12 protein-coding genes are annotated in these 13825 nt (G+C 64.2%); 9 read left to right on the top strand and 3 right to left on the bottom strand.

Going from position 1 to position 13825, the window contains the following annotated elements:
- The first annotated feature begins 123 nt into the window (after positions 1–123).
- The gene (locus JL05_RS21185) at positions 124–1032 is read left to right on the top strand and encodes a DMT family transporter (protein WP_033633771.1); all 909 of its coding nucleotides are present in this window, start codon (positions 124–126) and stop codon (positions 1030–1032) included.
- Between the two features lie 3 nt (positions 1033–1035).
- Here the strand turns inward: JL05_RS21185 and prpR are convergent, their stop codons facing one another.
- The gene (prpR, locus tag JL05_RS21180; RefSeq protein ID WP_033633770.1) at positions 1036–2622 is read right to left on the bottom strand and encodes a propionate catabolism operon regulatory protein PrpR; all 1587 of its coding nucleotides are present in this window, start codon (positions 2620–2622) and stop codon (positions 1036–1038) included.
- A gap of 244 nt (positions 2623–2866) precedes the next feature.
- Here prpR and prpB point away from each other — a divergent pair, with 244 nt between their 5' ends.
- From prpB to JL05_RS21160, 4 genes are all read left to right on the top strand, one after another.
- Positions 2867–3757, top strand: coding sequence for a methylisocitrate lyase (gene prpB, locus JL05_RS21175; RefSeq protein ID WP_016928535.1), 891 nt, complete (start codon positions 2867–2869; stop codon positions 3755–3757).
- Between the two features lie 33 nt (positions 3758–3790).
- A complete protein-coding gene (gene prpC, locus JL05_RS21170) occupies positions 3791–4954 on the top strand; it encodes a bifunctional 2-methylcitrate synthase/citrate synthase (RefSeq protein ID WP_016928534.1) in 1164 nt (387 codons plus the stop codon).
- 50 nt (positions 4955–5004) lie between these two features.
- Entirely contained in the window at positions 5005–6456 is a 1452-nt protein-coding gene (locus JL05_RS21165; RefSeq protein WP_033634127.1) for a bifunctional 2-methylcitrate dehydratase/aconitate hydratase, read from the top strand.
- Between the two features lie 79 nt (positions 6457–6535).
- Positions 6536–7165 carry a LysE family translocator gene (locus JL05_RS21160; RefSeq protein WP_025302070.1) on the top strand — a complete coding sequence of 210 codons (630 nt, stop codon included), beginning with the start codon at positions 6536–6538 and terminating at the stop codon, positions 7163–7165.
- Here the strand turns inward: JL05_RS21160 and JL05_RS21155 are convergent.
- Positions 7162–8007: a helix-turn-helix transcriptional regulator gene (locus JL05_RS21155; RefSeq protein WP_033633769.1), complete on the bottom strand. Its 846-nt coding sequence runs from the start codon at positions 8005–8007 to the stop codon at positions 7162–7164. The genes JL05_RS21160 and JL05_RS21155 overlap by 4 nt on opposite strands.
- Before the next feature lie 99 nt (positions 8008–8106).
- Here JL05_RS21155 and JL05_RS21150 point away from each other — a divergent pair, with 99 nt between their 5' ends.
- From JL05_RS21150 to JL05_RS21135, 4 genes are read left to right on the top strand one after another with little or no spacing between them, the layout of a single operon-like run.
- Positions 8107–9531, top strand: a complete 1425-nt coding sequence (locus JL05_RS21150; RefSeq protein ID WP_033633768.1) for an MFS transporter — start codon at positions 8107–8109, stop codon at positions 9529–9531.
- Positions 9532–9588: 57 nt separating this feature from the next.
- A complete protein-coding gene (locus JL05_RS21145; RefSeq protein ID WP_033633767.1) occupies positions 9589–10218 on the top strand; it encodes an FMN-binding negative transcriptional regulator in 630 nt (209 codons plus the stop codon).
- Positions 10219–10256: 38 nt separating this feature from the next.
- A complete protein-coding gene (ybiB, locus tag JL05_RS21140; protein WP_033633766.1) occupies positions 10257–11216 on the top strand; it encodes a DNA-binding protein YbiB in 960 nt (319 codons plus the stop codon).
- 46 nt (positions 11217–11262) lie between these two features.
- Positions 11263–13119: a M3 family metallopeptidase gene (locus JL05_RS21135; protein WP_033633765.1), complete on the top strand. Its 1857-nt coding sequence runs from the start codon at positions 11263–11265 to the stop codon at positions 13117–13119.
- A gap of 63 nt (positions 13120–13182) precedes the next feature.
- On the opposite strand, the gene JL05_RS21130 is transcribed toward JL05_RS21135, so the two are convergent.
- Positions 13183–13818 (bottom strand): carbonic anhydrase, encoded by a 636-nt coding sequence (locus JL05_RS21130; RefSeq protein WP_033633764.1) that lies wholly within the window; start codon positions 13816–13818, stop codon positions 13183–13185.
- Positions 13819–13825 lie beyond the last annotated feature (7 nt).

Genomic DNA, 13825 nt, shown 5'->3' with positions numbered 1-13825 from the left:
GGTATTTTCATTATTATAACTGCGAGAAAAAGGCAGTTAAGCATATCTGCCTTTTTTATGCTATGGAAAGCCGCCCTGCGAAGCCGCAAGCTATGTCTCTGGGCAAGCTTCGAGGAACGCAGAATGAATGCAGAGATAAAACGCGGATCGCTGGAGATGGCGGCGGCGATGTTGATTTCCGGCTCTATTGGCTGGTTTGTGTTGATGTCCGGCCAGCCGGTTATCAACGTGGTGTTTTGGCGCTGCGCGGTAGGCGCGCTGACGCTGCTGGCGGTGTGCGGCGTATTGGGGCAGCTGCGACGCGATGCGCTGACGCGCGCCACGCTGCTGCTGGCGATCGCCGGCGGCGTCGCGCTGGTGATCAACTGGCTGCTGCTGTTCGCCGCCTATTCCTATGCGTCTATCTCCATCGCTACCGCGGTGTACAACACCCAGCCGTTTATGCTGGTGGGGCTGGGGGCGCTGTTTCTGGGGGAACGGCTGACCGCCCGCAAGCTGCTGTGGCTGGGGCTGGCGTTCGGCGGCATGATGCTGGTGGTGCTGGCGCAGCCGCGGCAGGCGGGGGAGCAGAGTCATTATCTGGCGGGCATCGCGCTGGCGCTCGGCGCGGCGTTTTTCTACGCCCTGATGGCGCTGGCGGCCAAGCGGCTGAAGGGCACGCCGCCGCATCTTATTGCGCTGATCCAGGTGACGGTGGGGGCGGTGATGCTGTTGCCGCTGGTGGATTTCCACGTTTCGGCCAGCGTGGGGCAGTGGGGGATGTTGGCGACGCTCGGCGTGCTGCACACCGGCCTGATGTACGTGTTGATGTACGGCGCCCTGCAGAAGCTGCCCACCAATCTGATCGGCTCGCTGTCGTTCATCTACCCGATCGCCGCCATGCTGGTGGATCGCCTGGCGTTTGGTCACCGGCTGTCTGTGTGGCAGCTGCTGGGCGCGGCGATCATCCTGCTGGCGGCGGCGGGCATGAACCTGCTGGGCGAGCGGCGAGCGCGGCTGCTGCCGGCCTCGGACGGCCGGCGCGCCGGCTGATGCTCAGCGCGGTTTTTTCAGCCGGCGCCATAAAGTGGTGCGGCTGATCCCGAGCAACCGGGCGGCGGCGGCGTGGTCGCCTCCGCACCGCGCCAGGGCTTCGTGGGCGGAGACGGGCGCCGCCTGCGTCTCGGGCGGCGGCGCCACCGCCAGCTCCGGCAGCAGCCACTGCAGGGTCTCGCCGCTCGGCGCAGCGCCGGTGCTCAGCATCAGCGCCACCCGCTCCATCATGTTGCGCAGCTCGCGCAGGTTGCCGGGCCAGGCGTAATGACTCAGCGCGGCGTAGCAGCCGGCCAGGGCGGTGCGCAGCGGCTCCGTCAGCGGCACGTCGAGCGCCGCCAGCGACTGTTTCAGAAAGTGTTCCGCCAGCATCGCAATATCGTCGCCACGCGCCCGCAACGGCGGCAGCTGCAGCCGCAGGGCGCTCAGACGGTAAAACAGATCGGCGCGAAAATCGCCCTGTTGAATCGCCTGCTCCAGGCGATTGTGGGTGGCGCTGATAACGCGAAAATCGACCGTTACCGGCTGTTGCCCGCCGACCCGGGTGATGGTTTTCTCTTCCAGCGCGCGCAACAATCGGGTTTGCAGGTGCAGCGGCATTTCGCCGATCTCATCCAGAAACAGGGTGCCGCCGTTGGCGGTTTCCAACAGCCCGCGTCGGCCGCCGCGCCGTGAGCCGGTGAAGGCGCCTTCCTCATAGCCAAACAGCTCCGCCTCCAGCAGCGATTCGGCGATGGCGCCGCAGTTGATGGCGACGAACGGCGGCGTCGCGCCGCGCCGGGAAAAGTATTCGCGGTGGATCGCCTGCGCCGCCAGCTCTTTGCCGGTGCCGGTTTCGCCTTCGATCAACACCGCCGCCGGCGATCGGGCGTACAGCATGATGGTGCGCCGGGTCTGCTCCATCTGCGGGGAATCGCCCTGTAAATCGCTCAGCCCATAGCGCGGTTGCAGGGTATTGCGCGCGGCGTAGTCGCCGCCGCGTTTGGTGCCGCCCAGCATCAGGCGCGTCACGTCCAGCGCGTCGCTGAAGGCGGCGCGCAGGGTGGCGGCGGAATAGAGAAAAATGGCGGTGAGCCCGGCCTCTTCCGCCAGATCGCTGATGAGGCCGGCGCCGACCACCGCCTGAATGCCGGCGGCTTTCAGCTCGGCGATCTGGCCGCGCGCGTCCTCTTCGGTGACGTAGCTGCGCTGCTCCAGCGGCAGATCGAAGGTTTGCTGGAACTCCAGCAGCGCGGGCAGCGGCGTTTTGTAGGTGATGACGCCGATTCGATCGGCGGTTCTGCGCGCCTTGCTCAGCGCCTGCAGCAGATCGAAGCCGCCGGGTTTGACCAAAATGACCGGCACCGACAGGCGGCTTTTCAGGTAGGCGCCGTTGGAGCCGGCGGCGATGATGGCGTCGCAAGGCTCGGTCGCCAGGCGAGCGCGGATATGCTGCACCGCCTCCTCAAAGCCGAGGCGGATCGGGGTGATGACCGCCAGATGGTCGAACTCGAGGCTGATATCCCGGAACAGATCGAACAGGCGGGTGATGGAGACGGTCCAGATCACCGGTTTGTCCGGCGTGCGGGACGGCGTGATGTGATCGCTCATGGTGGGTTACCGAATGAAAGTGGCTGCATTAGGTGTAGCCTTGTTTCAGTCATGTTTCAAATATGCCGAGTGAAACCGCGATTGAAACGTTAACTGAAACGTTTTTTATCGCCTGGTCTGCCCAATGGCGACGCGAATTTTATAACTCACTTATTTTTATCGCTTTTAATTTTTTCCTCGCCAAAGTGCAACCTGGCCCGCCCCTTGCTCTGTCTGTTCCATCTAGCTAATCGGAGAGAACGTCATGACGCTGCGCTCACCCGGGCTCGCCTTTCGTCAGGCCCTGAGTAAAGAGAAACCCCTGCAAATCGCCGGCGCGATCAACGCCAACCATGCCCTGCTGGCCCAGCGGGCGGGGTTCCAGGCCATCTATCTCTCCGGCGGCGGCGTGGCGGCCGGTTCGCTGGGGCTGCCGGACCTGGGCATTTCGACGCTGGACGATGTGTTGACCGATATTCGCCGTATCACCGACGTCTGCCCGCTGCCGCTGCTGGTGGATGTCGACAGCGGTTTCGGCGCATCGGCGTTCAACGTCGCCCGCACGGTGCGCTCGGTGAGCAAGGCCGGGGCGGCGGCGCTGCATATCGAAGATCAGGTTGGCGCCAAGCGCTGCGGCCATCGGCCCAATAAGGCCATCGTTTCCACCGAAGAGATGGTGGATCGCATCAAGGCGGCGGTGGATGCGCGCAGCGATCCTGACTTCGTGATCATGGCGCGCACCGATGCGCTGGCGGTGGAGGGGCTGGAGGCGGCCATCGAGCGCGCTCAGGCTTACGTGGCGGCCGGGGCCGACATGCTGTTCCCGGAAGCGATCACCGAACTGGGCATGTACCGCCGCTTCGCCGAAGCGACGCAGGTGCCGATCCTCGCCAACATCACCGAATTCGGCGCGACGCCGCTGTTCACCACCGACGAGCTGCGCAGCGCCCGGGTGGATATGGCGCTGTATCCGCTGTCGGCCTTCCGGGCGATGAATCGGGCGGCGGAGCGGGTGTACCGCGCCCTGCGCGAAGAGGGCACGCAGAAAAGCGTCATCGACACCATGCAGACCCGCAACGAGCTGTATGAAAGCATCAACTACTATTTGTTCGAAGAGAAACTCGACGCTCTGTTCGCTCGCCAACGCGACGAATAAGCGCCATTCACGCAGAAGCCAAATGAGGACAGTATGAGCCAAGCGATCCCCCCGCAAAGCCCGACTGGCGTTAAGCCGAAAAAATCCGTGGCGTTATCCGGCGTGCCCGCCGGGAATACCGCGCTGTGTTCCGTAGGACGCAGCGGCAACGATCTGCACTATCGCGGTTACGACATTCTCGATCTCGCGCGCCACTGCGAGTTTGAAGAGGTCGCCCATCTGCTGATCCACGGCAAGTTGCCCAACCGCGACGAGCTGCAGGCCTATAAACACCGTCTCAAAGCGCTGCGCGGCCTGCCCGCCAGCGTGCGCACGGTGCTGGAGGCGCTGCCGGCGGCGTCTCACCCGATGGACGTGATGCGCACCGGCGTTTCGGCCCTCGGCTGCACCCTGCCGGAAAAAGAACAGCACGGCGCAGCCGGCGCGCGCGACATCGCCGATCGGCTGCTGGCGTCGTTGGGATCGATGCTGCTCTATTGGTATCACTACAGCCACAACGGCGAGCGCATTCAGCCGGAGACCGACGACGATTCCATCGGCGGCCACTTCCTGCACCTGCTGCACGGCGCAGCGCCTTCCGCCAGCTGGGAACAGGCAATGCATGCGTCACTGATCCTGTACGCCGAGCATGAGTTCAACGCCTCGACCTTCGCCGGCCGGGTGATCGCCGGCACCGGATCCGACGTCTATTCGGCGATCGTCGGCGCCATTGGCGCGCTGCGCGGGCCGAAGCACGGCGGCGCCAACGAGGTATCGCTGGAGATCCAGCAACGCTATGAAACGCCGGACGAAGCGGAAGCCGACATTCGCCGCCGCATCGACAACAAAGAGGTGGTGATCGGCTTCGGACACCCGGTGTACACCGTCTCCGATCCACGCCATCAGGTGATCAAAGAGATCGCGCTGCGCCTGTCGCAGGATGCGGGCGCGATGAAGCTGTATGACATCGCCGACCGGCTGGAAAGCGTGATGCGCGACACCAAAAACATGTTCCCCAACCTTGACTGGTTCTCGGCGGTGTCTTACCACCAGCTGGGGGTGCCTACCGAAATGTTCACGCCGCTGTTTGTCATGGCGCGGGTGAGCGGCTGGTCGGCGCACATCATCGAGCAACGGCAGGACAACAAAATCATTCGCCCGTCCGCCAACTATACCGGGCCGGAAGCGCGGGCGTTCGTACCGCTGGATCAGCGCTGAGCGCCGATCGTTATCGTGTCGTTTTCACTATGGAGCCTTTGGAAATCATGATGCTTGAGTCTGCCAACACCGGCCGTCCGCCGTTCGATCGCGAAATGGTCGATATCGTCGATTATGTGATGAAAGAGGCCGTCGATACCCCGGCGGCGTACCGCACCGCTCACTATTGCCTGCTCGATACCCTCGGCTGCGGGCTGGAGGCGCTGAGTTACCCGGCCTGCAAGAAACTGATGGGGCCGGTGGTGCCGGGCGCCGAGGTGCTGAACGGCAGCCGGGTGCCGGGCACCCGTTTCCAGCTGGATCCGGTGCAGGCGGCGTTCAATATCGGCGCCATGATCCGCTGGCTCGATTTCAACGACACCTGGCTGGCGGCGGAGTGGGGCCACCCGTCGGACAACCTGGGCGGGATCCTGGCGGTGGCCGATTGGCTCTCTCGCCAGGCGGTGGCGGCGGGCAAAGCGCCGCTGACCATGCGGCAGGTGCTGATCGCCATGATCAAGGCGCACGAGATCCAGGGCTGCCTGGCGCTGGAAAACGCCTTCAACCGGGTGGGGTTGGATCACGTGCTGCTGGTGAAGGTGGCGTCCACCGCGGTGGTGGCGCAGCTGCTCGGCCTGAGCCGCGAGGCGATCCTGAACGCGGTATCGCTGGCGTGGGTGGACGGGCAGTCGCTGCGTACTTATCGCCATGCGCCGAACGCCGGCACCCGCAAATCCTGGGCGGCGGGGGATGCGACCGCCCGCGCGGTGCGGCTGGCGCTGATGGCCGCCACCGGCGAGATGGGTTATCCCTCGGCGCTCACGGCGCCGACCTGGGGATTCTACGACGTCTCGTTCAACGGCGAACCTTTCCGCTTCCAGCGGCCGTACGGCGCGTATGTGATGGAGAACGTGCTGTTTAAAATTTCGTTCCCGGCGGAGTTCCATGCCCAGACCGCCGTGGAGGCGGCCATGACGCTGCACCGCCAGATGCTGGCCGCCGGCAAAACCGCCGCCGATATCGCCAGGGTGAGCATCCGCACCCACGAGGCCTGCCTGCGCATTATCGACAAGCAGGGGCCGCTGGATAATCCGGCGGATCGCGATCACTGCATTCAGTATATGGTGGCGATCCCGCTGCTGTTCGGCCGGCTGACGGCGGCCGATTACGAGGATCGGGTGGCCGAGGATCCGCGCATCGACGCATTGCGCGGCAAGATCCACTGCCATGAAGATCCCGCCTTCACGCGCGATTATCACGATCCGGAAAAACGCTCGATCGCCAATGCGCTGACGGTGGAGTTCACCGACGGCAGCCGCCTGGATGAGGTGGCGGTGGAGTACCCTATCGGCCATGCGCGGCGGCGCGAAGCGGGCATCCCGCTGCTGATCGAGAAGTTCAAAACCAATCTGGCGCGCCAGTTCCCGGCCCAGCAGCAGCAGCGCATTCTCGAGGTGTCGCTGGATCGGCAGCGGCTGGCGCAGATGCCGGTCAACGAGTACCTCGATTTGTGGGTGATCTGACGCGAGCGGCGCTGACAAGCCACGTCGGCGTCGCTATGATGGAGGCTCCATCCCCGTCCGTCTTCTTATCAGGTGATTCATGATTGATGCCGCAACGCTGTTGTTGTTTTCCGGCGCCTGCGTGGCGCTGGCGCTGACCCCCGGCCCGGATATGCTGCTGATCGCTTCGCGCAGCGTCAGCCAGGGGCGGCGCGCCGGTTTCGCTTCGCTGGCGGGCATTCAGCTCGGCACTTACTGCCACGCGCTGGCGGCGGCGCTGGGGTTGTCGCAACTGTTCGTCGCGGTGCCGCTGGCTTACGATGCGGTGAGAATGTTGGGCGCGGCCTATCTGCTCTATCTGGCGTGGAAAACGCTGCGATCCGGCAGCAGTCTGCAGGCTTCCGCCGGGTTGCAGGCGGTGCCGACCGCGCGCATTTTCCGTCAGGGATTGTTCACCAACATCCTCAACCCGAAGATGGCGCTGTTCGTGCTGGCGCTGTTTCCGCAGTTTATCGATCCGCGCGCCGGCTCGGTGGTAGTGCAGATGCTGGCGCTGGCGACGGTGCTGAATCTGGTCGGCTTGCTGATTAACGGCGGGGTGATCCTGGCGGTCAGCGGCATGAAAAGCCGTTTCGCCGGCCGTCGCTTCAGCGCCCGCTGGCCGAACTACCTGCTGAGCGGCGTGTTCGCCGGGCTGGCCTGCAAACTCATTTTCGACAGCCGTCGTTAATCCTCGCGCAGCAGCGCTTCAAACGCCGCGCTGGCCGGTTCGTCCGGCAGCGCGCTGTACATCACCAGCCGCAGATGGTTCTCTTCGTCGACGATGAAAGAGGCGTGGTCAAAGGTGACCGGGCCGATCTCCGGGAGGGTGAAGCTGCGCCGCCCCTGGCAACGTCCGTGAATATCATGCTGCCGCCAGAGCTGGCGGAACTGCGGCGATACCTGCTCCAGCGCCTGTACCCGTTGGCGCATCACCTCATCCTCCGGCGCACGGGCGTAGTCGCGGCGGAAGCTGGCCAGGATTTGCGGCGCCTGCGCCCGCCACTCCAGCAGGCGCGCATTGAGCTGCGGATCGGCAAACAGCATCCACAACATGTTGCGCTCTTGCGCCGGGCGCTCGCCGATGGCGAACAGCCGCTGCGCCGCCGGATTCCAGGCGATGATGTCCCAACTGAGGTTCATGACGTAGGCCGGCCGCAGCGTCAGGTCGTCCAGCAGGCGCCGCACCAACGGCGAAACCTGGCACCACTGATGGCCGACCGGCACCGGCGGGCGCTGATGCGCCAATAAAAACAGGTGGTAGCGGCCGGCGGCATCGAGCTGCAGCACCCGCGCCAGATTTTCCAAAAACGTCACCGACGCATTGATTTCCCTGCCTTGCTCCAGCCAGGTGTACCAGGTGAGGCCGACGCCGGCCAGCGCCGCCACCTCCTCGCGCCGCAAGCCCGGCGTGCGGCGGCGGCTGCCGCTGCCGCTCGGCAAGCCGACTGCCTCCGGCGACAGTTGTTCTCGCTTTTGCCGCAGAAAATCCCCCAGTTCGTGGCGGGTGCGTTCGAGGGTGCGTGGGGGCATGTCGACCGTCCTGTTGCTGTCAGTAATAGTATAAATGGCTATATAGTAACAGTTTAAACGCTATTCCATACTGCGACCATCATAATCTCTGGAGGTGGTATGGAACATTTATTATCTGTTGAACGGCGGGGATTGCCCGGCCTGCCGGTGCTGCTGTTGGGCGGCTTCGTCACGGTGTTCGATCTGTTTGTGGTCAACGTGGCGGCGCCGGTGATCCAGCAACAGTTCGCCGCCGATTTCGCCGGTATCGGTTTGATCGTCGCCGGTTATGAACTGGCGTTTGGGGTGCTGTTGATCGCCGGTGGGCGTCTGGGCGATCGCTTCGGGCGTCGGCGTCTGTTCAGCCTCGGCATGCTGGGATTCACGCTGAGCTCCCTGTTGTGCGGGCTGGCGGGATCGCTCAGCCTGTTGATCGCCGCGCGTATCCTGCAGGGGGCGGCGGCGGCGCTGTTGTTCCCGCAAATTTACGCCTTGATGCGGGTGCTGTACGCGCCGCAACAGCGGCGGCGCGCCTTCGCCTGGCTGGGCATGACGCTGGGGTTGGCGGCAATCTTCGGCCAGATCCTCGGCGGATTTATCATCGAGGCCAACCTGTTCGGCAGCGGCTGGCGCATGATCTTTTTGATCAATTTGCCTATCGGCGCGCTGGCGCTGTGGGCGGCGCGGCGCATTCCCGAATCGCGAGTGGCGCAGGCGCAGCGGCTGGACGGCGTTGGCCTGTGGCTGGCGGCGGCCGGCCTGTCGCTGTTGCTGCTGCCGTTGCTGGAAGGCCCGGCGCGCGGTTGGCCGTGGTGGATCGCGCCGATGTTGGCATTGGCGTTGCTGACGCTGTGGGGCTTCCTGCGTTGGGAGCGCCGCCTGGCGCAGCGCGGTGATGATGCGGTGCTCGATCCGGCGCTGTTCCGCCAGGCGGGCTTCGCGCCGGGCATGGCGGTGGTGCTGGCGATTTATGCCACCGCCTCCTCGTTTTTCTTGTGCTTCGCGCTGCTGCTGCAGGCGGGGGCGGGGCTGACGCCTTTTCAGGCGGGCAGCCTGTTCGCCCCGGCCAGCGCGGCCTTTATGCTGGCCTCGATGCTGGCGCCCCGGCTGACGTTGCGTTGGGGCAACGGCGTGCTGAGCGCGGGCGTGGCGATTTACGCCGCCGGGTTGGCGCTATTGATGGCGCAGGCGCTGTGGGGCGGGGCGCTGGCGCATCCGCTGCGGCTGCTGCCGGGGTTGGTCGTGCTGGGATTCGGCCAGGCGTTGAGCATGACGCCGCTGCTGAATCTGGTGCTCGGTTTGGCGCCGGAGCGGCAGGCGGGCATGGCGGCGGGTCTGGTGGCCACCGTGCAGCAGGTGGGGGGCGCGCTGGGTATCGTGGTCAGCGGCGTCGGTTTTGTGCCGCTGTTGGCGAGCGGCGGCGCGGCGGAACGCTATGCCCAGGCCTTTGCCGGTGCGATGCTCTGTAATTTGGTGGCGATGGGCGTCGCCCTGATCTTGTTAAACCGGATCACTCGAAATACTCAGAAAGCGGATCTTAAGTAGGCCGCCGGCGGGTGCTTTACTGTCGTCATTATGAGAGAGCGATAAGGAGCCACACTGATGTTTCAGCCCGCCGCATTTCGCGAAGACGATCTGGATGCCCAACTGGCGTTGGTGCGCGCCCACCCGCTGGGGCTGTTGGTCAGCCACGGCGAGCAGGGATTGACGGCCGATCCGCTGCCGTTTCTGGCCGATGTCGAACAGGGGCAGATCCGGCTGCGGGCACACCTGTCGCGCGCCAACGAGCACTGGCGACGGTTGCAACAGGCGGCGGAATGTCTGGTGATTTTTCAGGGCCAGGGGGGCTATGTGTCGCCCGGCTGGTACCCGAGCAAGCGCCAGACCGGCAAGGTGGTGCCGACCTGGAATTACAGCGTGGTGCAACTGCATGGCGTGCCGACGGTGACGGACGACCCGGCCTGGCTGCGCCGCCAACTGATCGATCTCACTGCGCAGCAGGAAGGGCGGCGTCCTGAACCCTGGCGGCTCGAGGATGCGCCGGCCAACTACATCGCCGCACAGCTTAAAGGCATCGTCGGCATTGAGATCGCCGTCACCCGGCGCGAAGGCAAATGGAAAATGAGCCAAAACCGCAGCGCCGAGGATGCCGGCGGGGTGATCGCCGGGCTGCGCGAGGGCGATGAAGCGCAGCAGCGACTGGCGGCGGAGGTTGAGCGGCGGCGCGGATAGGGTATGCTAACCGAAGAGTGAGCTGAGGGAACCTTCGGATGGATTACACCAAAATTATCAAAGAAATAGGCCGCGGCAAAAACCATGCGCGCGACCTGGACCGACAGACCGCCTTTGAGCTGTATCAGGCGATGCTGGCCGGGGAGGTCCCCGAGCTGGAGTTGGGCGGCATTCTGATCGCGCTGCGTATCAAGGGCGAAGCCGAAGAAGAGATGCTGGGTTTTTACCAGGCGATGCAACAGCAGGTCTTGCCGTTGCAGGCGCCGCAGGGGAGGCCATTACCGGTGGTGCTGCCGAGCTACAACGGCGCGCGCAAGCAGGCCAACCTGACGCCGCTGCTGGCGCTGCTGCTGGCGAAAGTGGGCCTGCCGGTGGTGGTGCACGGCGTGCTGGACGACAGCACCCGCGTGACCAGCGCCGAGATTTTCCGCGCGCTTGGGCTGCCGTGGTCGGAACAGGCCGCTCACGCCCAACAGCGTCTCGATAACGGCGAGGCGGTATTCATGCCGGTTTCCACGCTGTCGGCGCCGCTGGCGCGGCAGCTCGGGTTGCGTTGGCGCATGGGAGTGCGCAACAGCGCCCATACGCTGGCCAAGCTGGCGACGCCGTTTGGCGAACAGGATGCGCTGCGCCTCGCCAGCGTCTCACATCCGGAGTATGTTGGCCGAGTGGCGTCGTTTTTCCGCCAGATCGGCGCCCGCGGGCTGTTGATGCACGGCACCGAAGGCGAAGCCTACGCCAACCCGCTGCGCTGCCCGCAGATTCACCATATCGTCGGCGGCGAACAGCGCGTATTGCTGGAGCGCACCTTGCAGGATGAAACGCCGGCATTGCCGGCGGCGAAAGACGCGGCAACCACCGCGCGCTGGACCGAGCGCTGCCTGGCGGGCGAGGTGGCGATCCCGCAGGCCATCCAGCGGCAGGTCGCCTGTTGCCTGGTGGCCGCCGGCGAGAGCGAGACGCTGGAGCAGGGGCTGAAACGCCTGCATCAGGCCTGAGCGCGACTATACTGGGATATTTCCTCATCGGCTGAGAAGGACGGTTATGCAACAGGCTCTCGATTACTTCAATCAATTGAACCAGGATTACCTCGACGTACACCGCGCCAAAGAAGAGCTGTTCTGGCAAAACTACATGGGCACCGGCGGTGAAGACGTCTCGGCGCGCTTTTCCGCCGCCGAAAGCGCCTATAAGCGCTTCGTCGCCGAACCGCGCCGGCTCGGGGAGATCCGCACTCTGCTGGCCGGGCTGGAGGCGTTGCCGCAGGAGGCGCAGCGCGATGCGCTGATCCACGGCCTGCAGGGTTGGCTGCGCTTTTTCGACTGCAACGCCATCGAAGATCCTCAGGCGCAGGCGCTGTTGGATCAGATCATCCACGCCGAATCCGATCTCTACTCGCGCCGCAAGGGCTATCAGGTCACCCATCTGAACGCCGACGGCCGACGCGTGGCGGCTTCGCTCGGCGAGCTGTTGACCAATCAGGCGACCAACCCGAACGAAGACTATCGCCGCAGCTCGCAGCAGGCGCTGCGCGATCTGGAGCAATGGCTGCTGCATAACGGCCTGCCGGAGCTGATTGGCCTGCGCAACCGCTTTGCGCGCCAGATGGGCTATCGCAACTATTTCGACTACAAGGTGAACAAAACCGAGCGCATGACGCCGGAGCAGCTGTTCGCCATTCTGGATCGTTTCGAGCGGGAAACCCGCGAGGCCAACGCGCGCAGCCTGCAGCAGCTGGCGGCCGAGAAGGGCAGCCAGGCGCTGGAGCCATGGAACGTCCGCTTCGCCAGCGCCGGCGACGTCACCCGCCAACTGGATCCTTACTTCCCGTTTTCCCGTTCGTTGGAACGCTGGGTCGACAGCTTCAAACGCCTGCACATCGGTTTTGGCGGCGCGGAGATGAATCTCGATCTGCTGGTGCGCAAAGGCAAGTATGAGAACGGCTTCATGCACGGCCCGGTGCCGCCGTTTGTACGCCAGGGGGAATGGGTGCCCGCGCGCATCAACTTCACCAGCCTGGCGCAGCCGGGGCAGGTGGGCAGCGGCGCTTACGGGCTAAACACCCTGTTCCACGAGGGCGGCCATGCGGCGCACTTCGCCAACATTCGCCAGAATGCGCCGTGCTTCTCGCAGGAGTTCCCGCCGACTTCGATGGCCTATGCCGAAACCCAGTCGATGTTCTGCGACAGCCTGCTGGACGACGCCGATTGGCTGAAACGCTATGCGAAAAACGCCGCCGGCGAAGCGGTGCCCGATGCGCTGATCGAAGCCGGCATCGCGGCGCGCCAGCCGATGCGCGCGTTCAACGAACGCCATATCCTGCTGGTGCCGTACTTCGAGTGGGCGCTGTATCAGTGGGATGACGAGCAGCGCACGCCGGAAGCCATCACCGCGCTGGCGCGTGAGGTTGAGCAGAAGATCCTCGGCATCAGCGGCAGCCCGCGCCCGACGTTGGCGATCCCGCACCTGCTGTCGCTGGAGTCCGCCTGTTCCTATCAGGGTTATTTGCTGGCGATGATGGCGGTGGAGCAAACCCGTCACTTCTTCCTGCAGCGCGACGGTTATCTGACGGACAACCCGGCCATTGGCCCGGATCTGGCGCAACACTACTGGTTGCCGGGCAACAGCGTCAGCCACGACGACACGCTGCGCAGCCTGACCGGCGAAGGGTTTAATCCGGACTATCTGGCGCAGGCCTGCAACCAGACGGTGGCGCAGGCGTGGCATGAGGCGCAGCAGACGATGGCCGCCGCCGCTGCACGCCCGCAGCCGCCGGCGGATTTCGATTTGCAGGCGCATATTCGGGTGGTGGATGGCGAGACGGTATTGGCAGACAACGCCGACGGTGACGAACGGATGTGCCGCGGCTTCGCTGCGGCGATAGAGGCGCGTTTGGTTTAAGGCTGACAGTAAAATCCACGCGGAAGCGTGGATTTTATTTAATGGTTAAAACCAGGCGTGATTTTATTCGAAATAGACGTCGGGATTATCGGCCAAAGACACGAAGCTCTTGGTGTTTCTATCCAGCGTGCGAATTTCGCCGCTTTCGATATCGTACACCCAGCCGTGCAGGCGCAGCCCGCTGTTGCGCAGACCCACCGCCACAGAAGGGTGGGTTTTGATATTATTTAGCTGAGCTATAACGTTCTCTTCCACCATAGCGTTAACTTTGTCTGTTTCGCTATGCCACGTTTTCTTCTCGACCACCGCTTTTGCCGCATCGGCATAGTGCAGCCAGTGAGCTACCGCAGGCATGGGGTCGAGGCACTGGCAGGACGCGATAGCCTTCATGGCGCCGCAGTTCGAGTGGCCACAAATCACGATATCGGTAACTCCCAACGCCACCACTGCATACTCGATGGTGGCAGAGACGCCGCCCGGCTCCGGGCCGAAGGAAGGGACGATGTTGCCGGCGTTACGGATAACGAAAAGCTGCCCAGGTTCTTGCTGTGTGACCAGCTCGGGCACTAAACGGCTGTCAGAGCATGAGATAAACAGCGCTTTGGGATTTTGGCTGGAGGCAAGGCTGCGGAACAGTTCCTTGCGCTGCGGGAAAATCTCTTTCTGGAAACTGAGGAAACCTTCAATGATATGTTGCATACAACGC

It is taken from the genome of Serratia nematodiphila DZ0503SBS1, from assembly GCF_000738675.1.
GTDB classification, from domain to species: domain Bacteria; phylum Pseudomonadota; class Gammaproteobacteria; order Enterobacterales; family Enterobacteriaceae; genus Serratia; species Serratia nematodiphila.
This window is presented reverse-complemented; position numbering and strand designations above follow the sequence as displayed.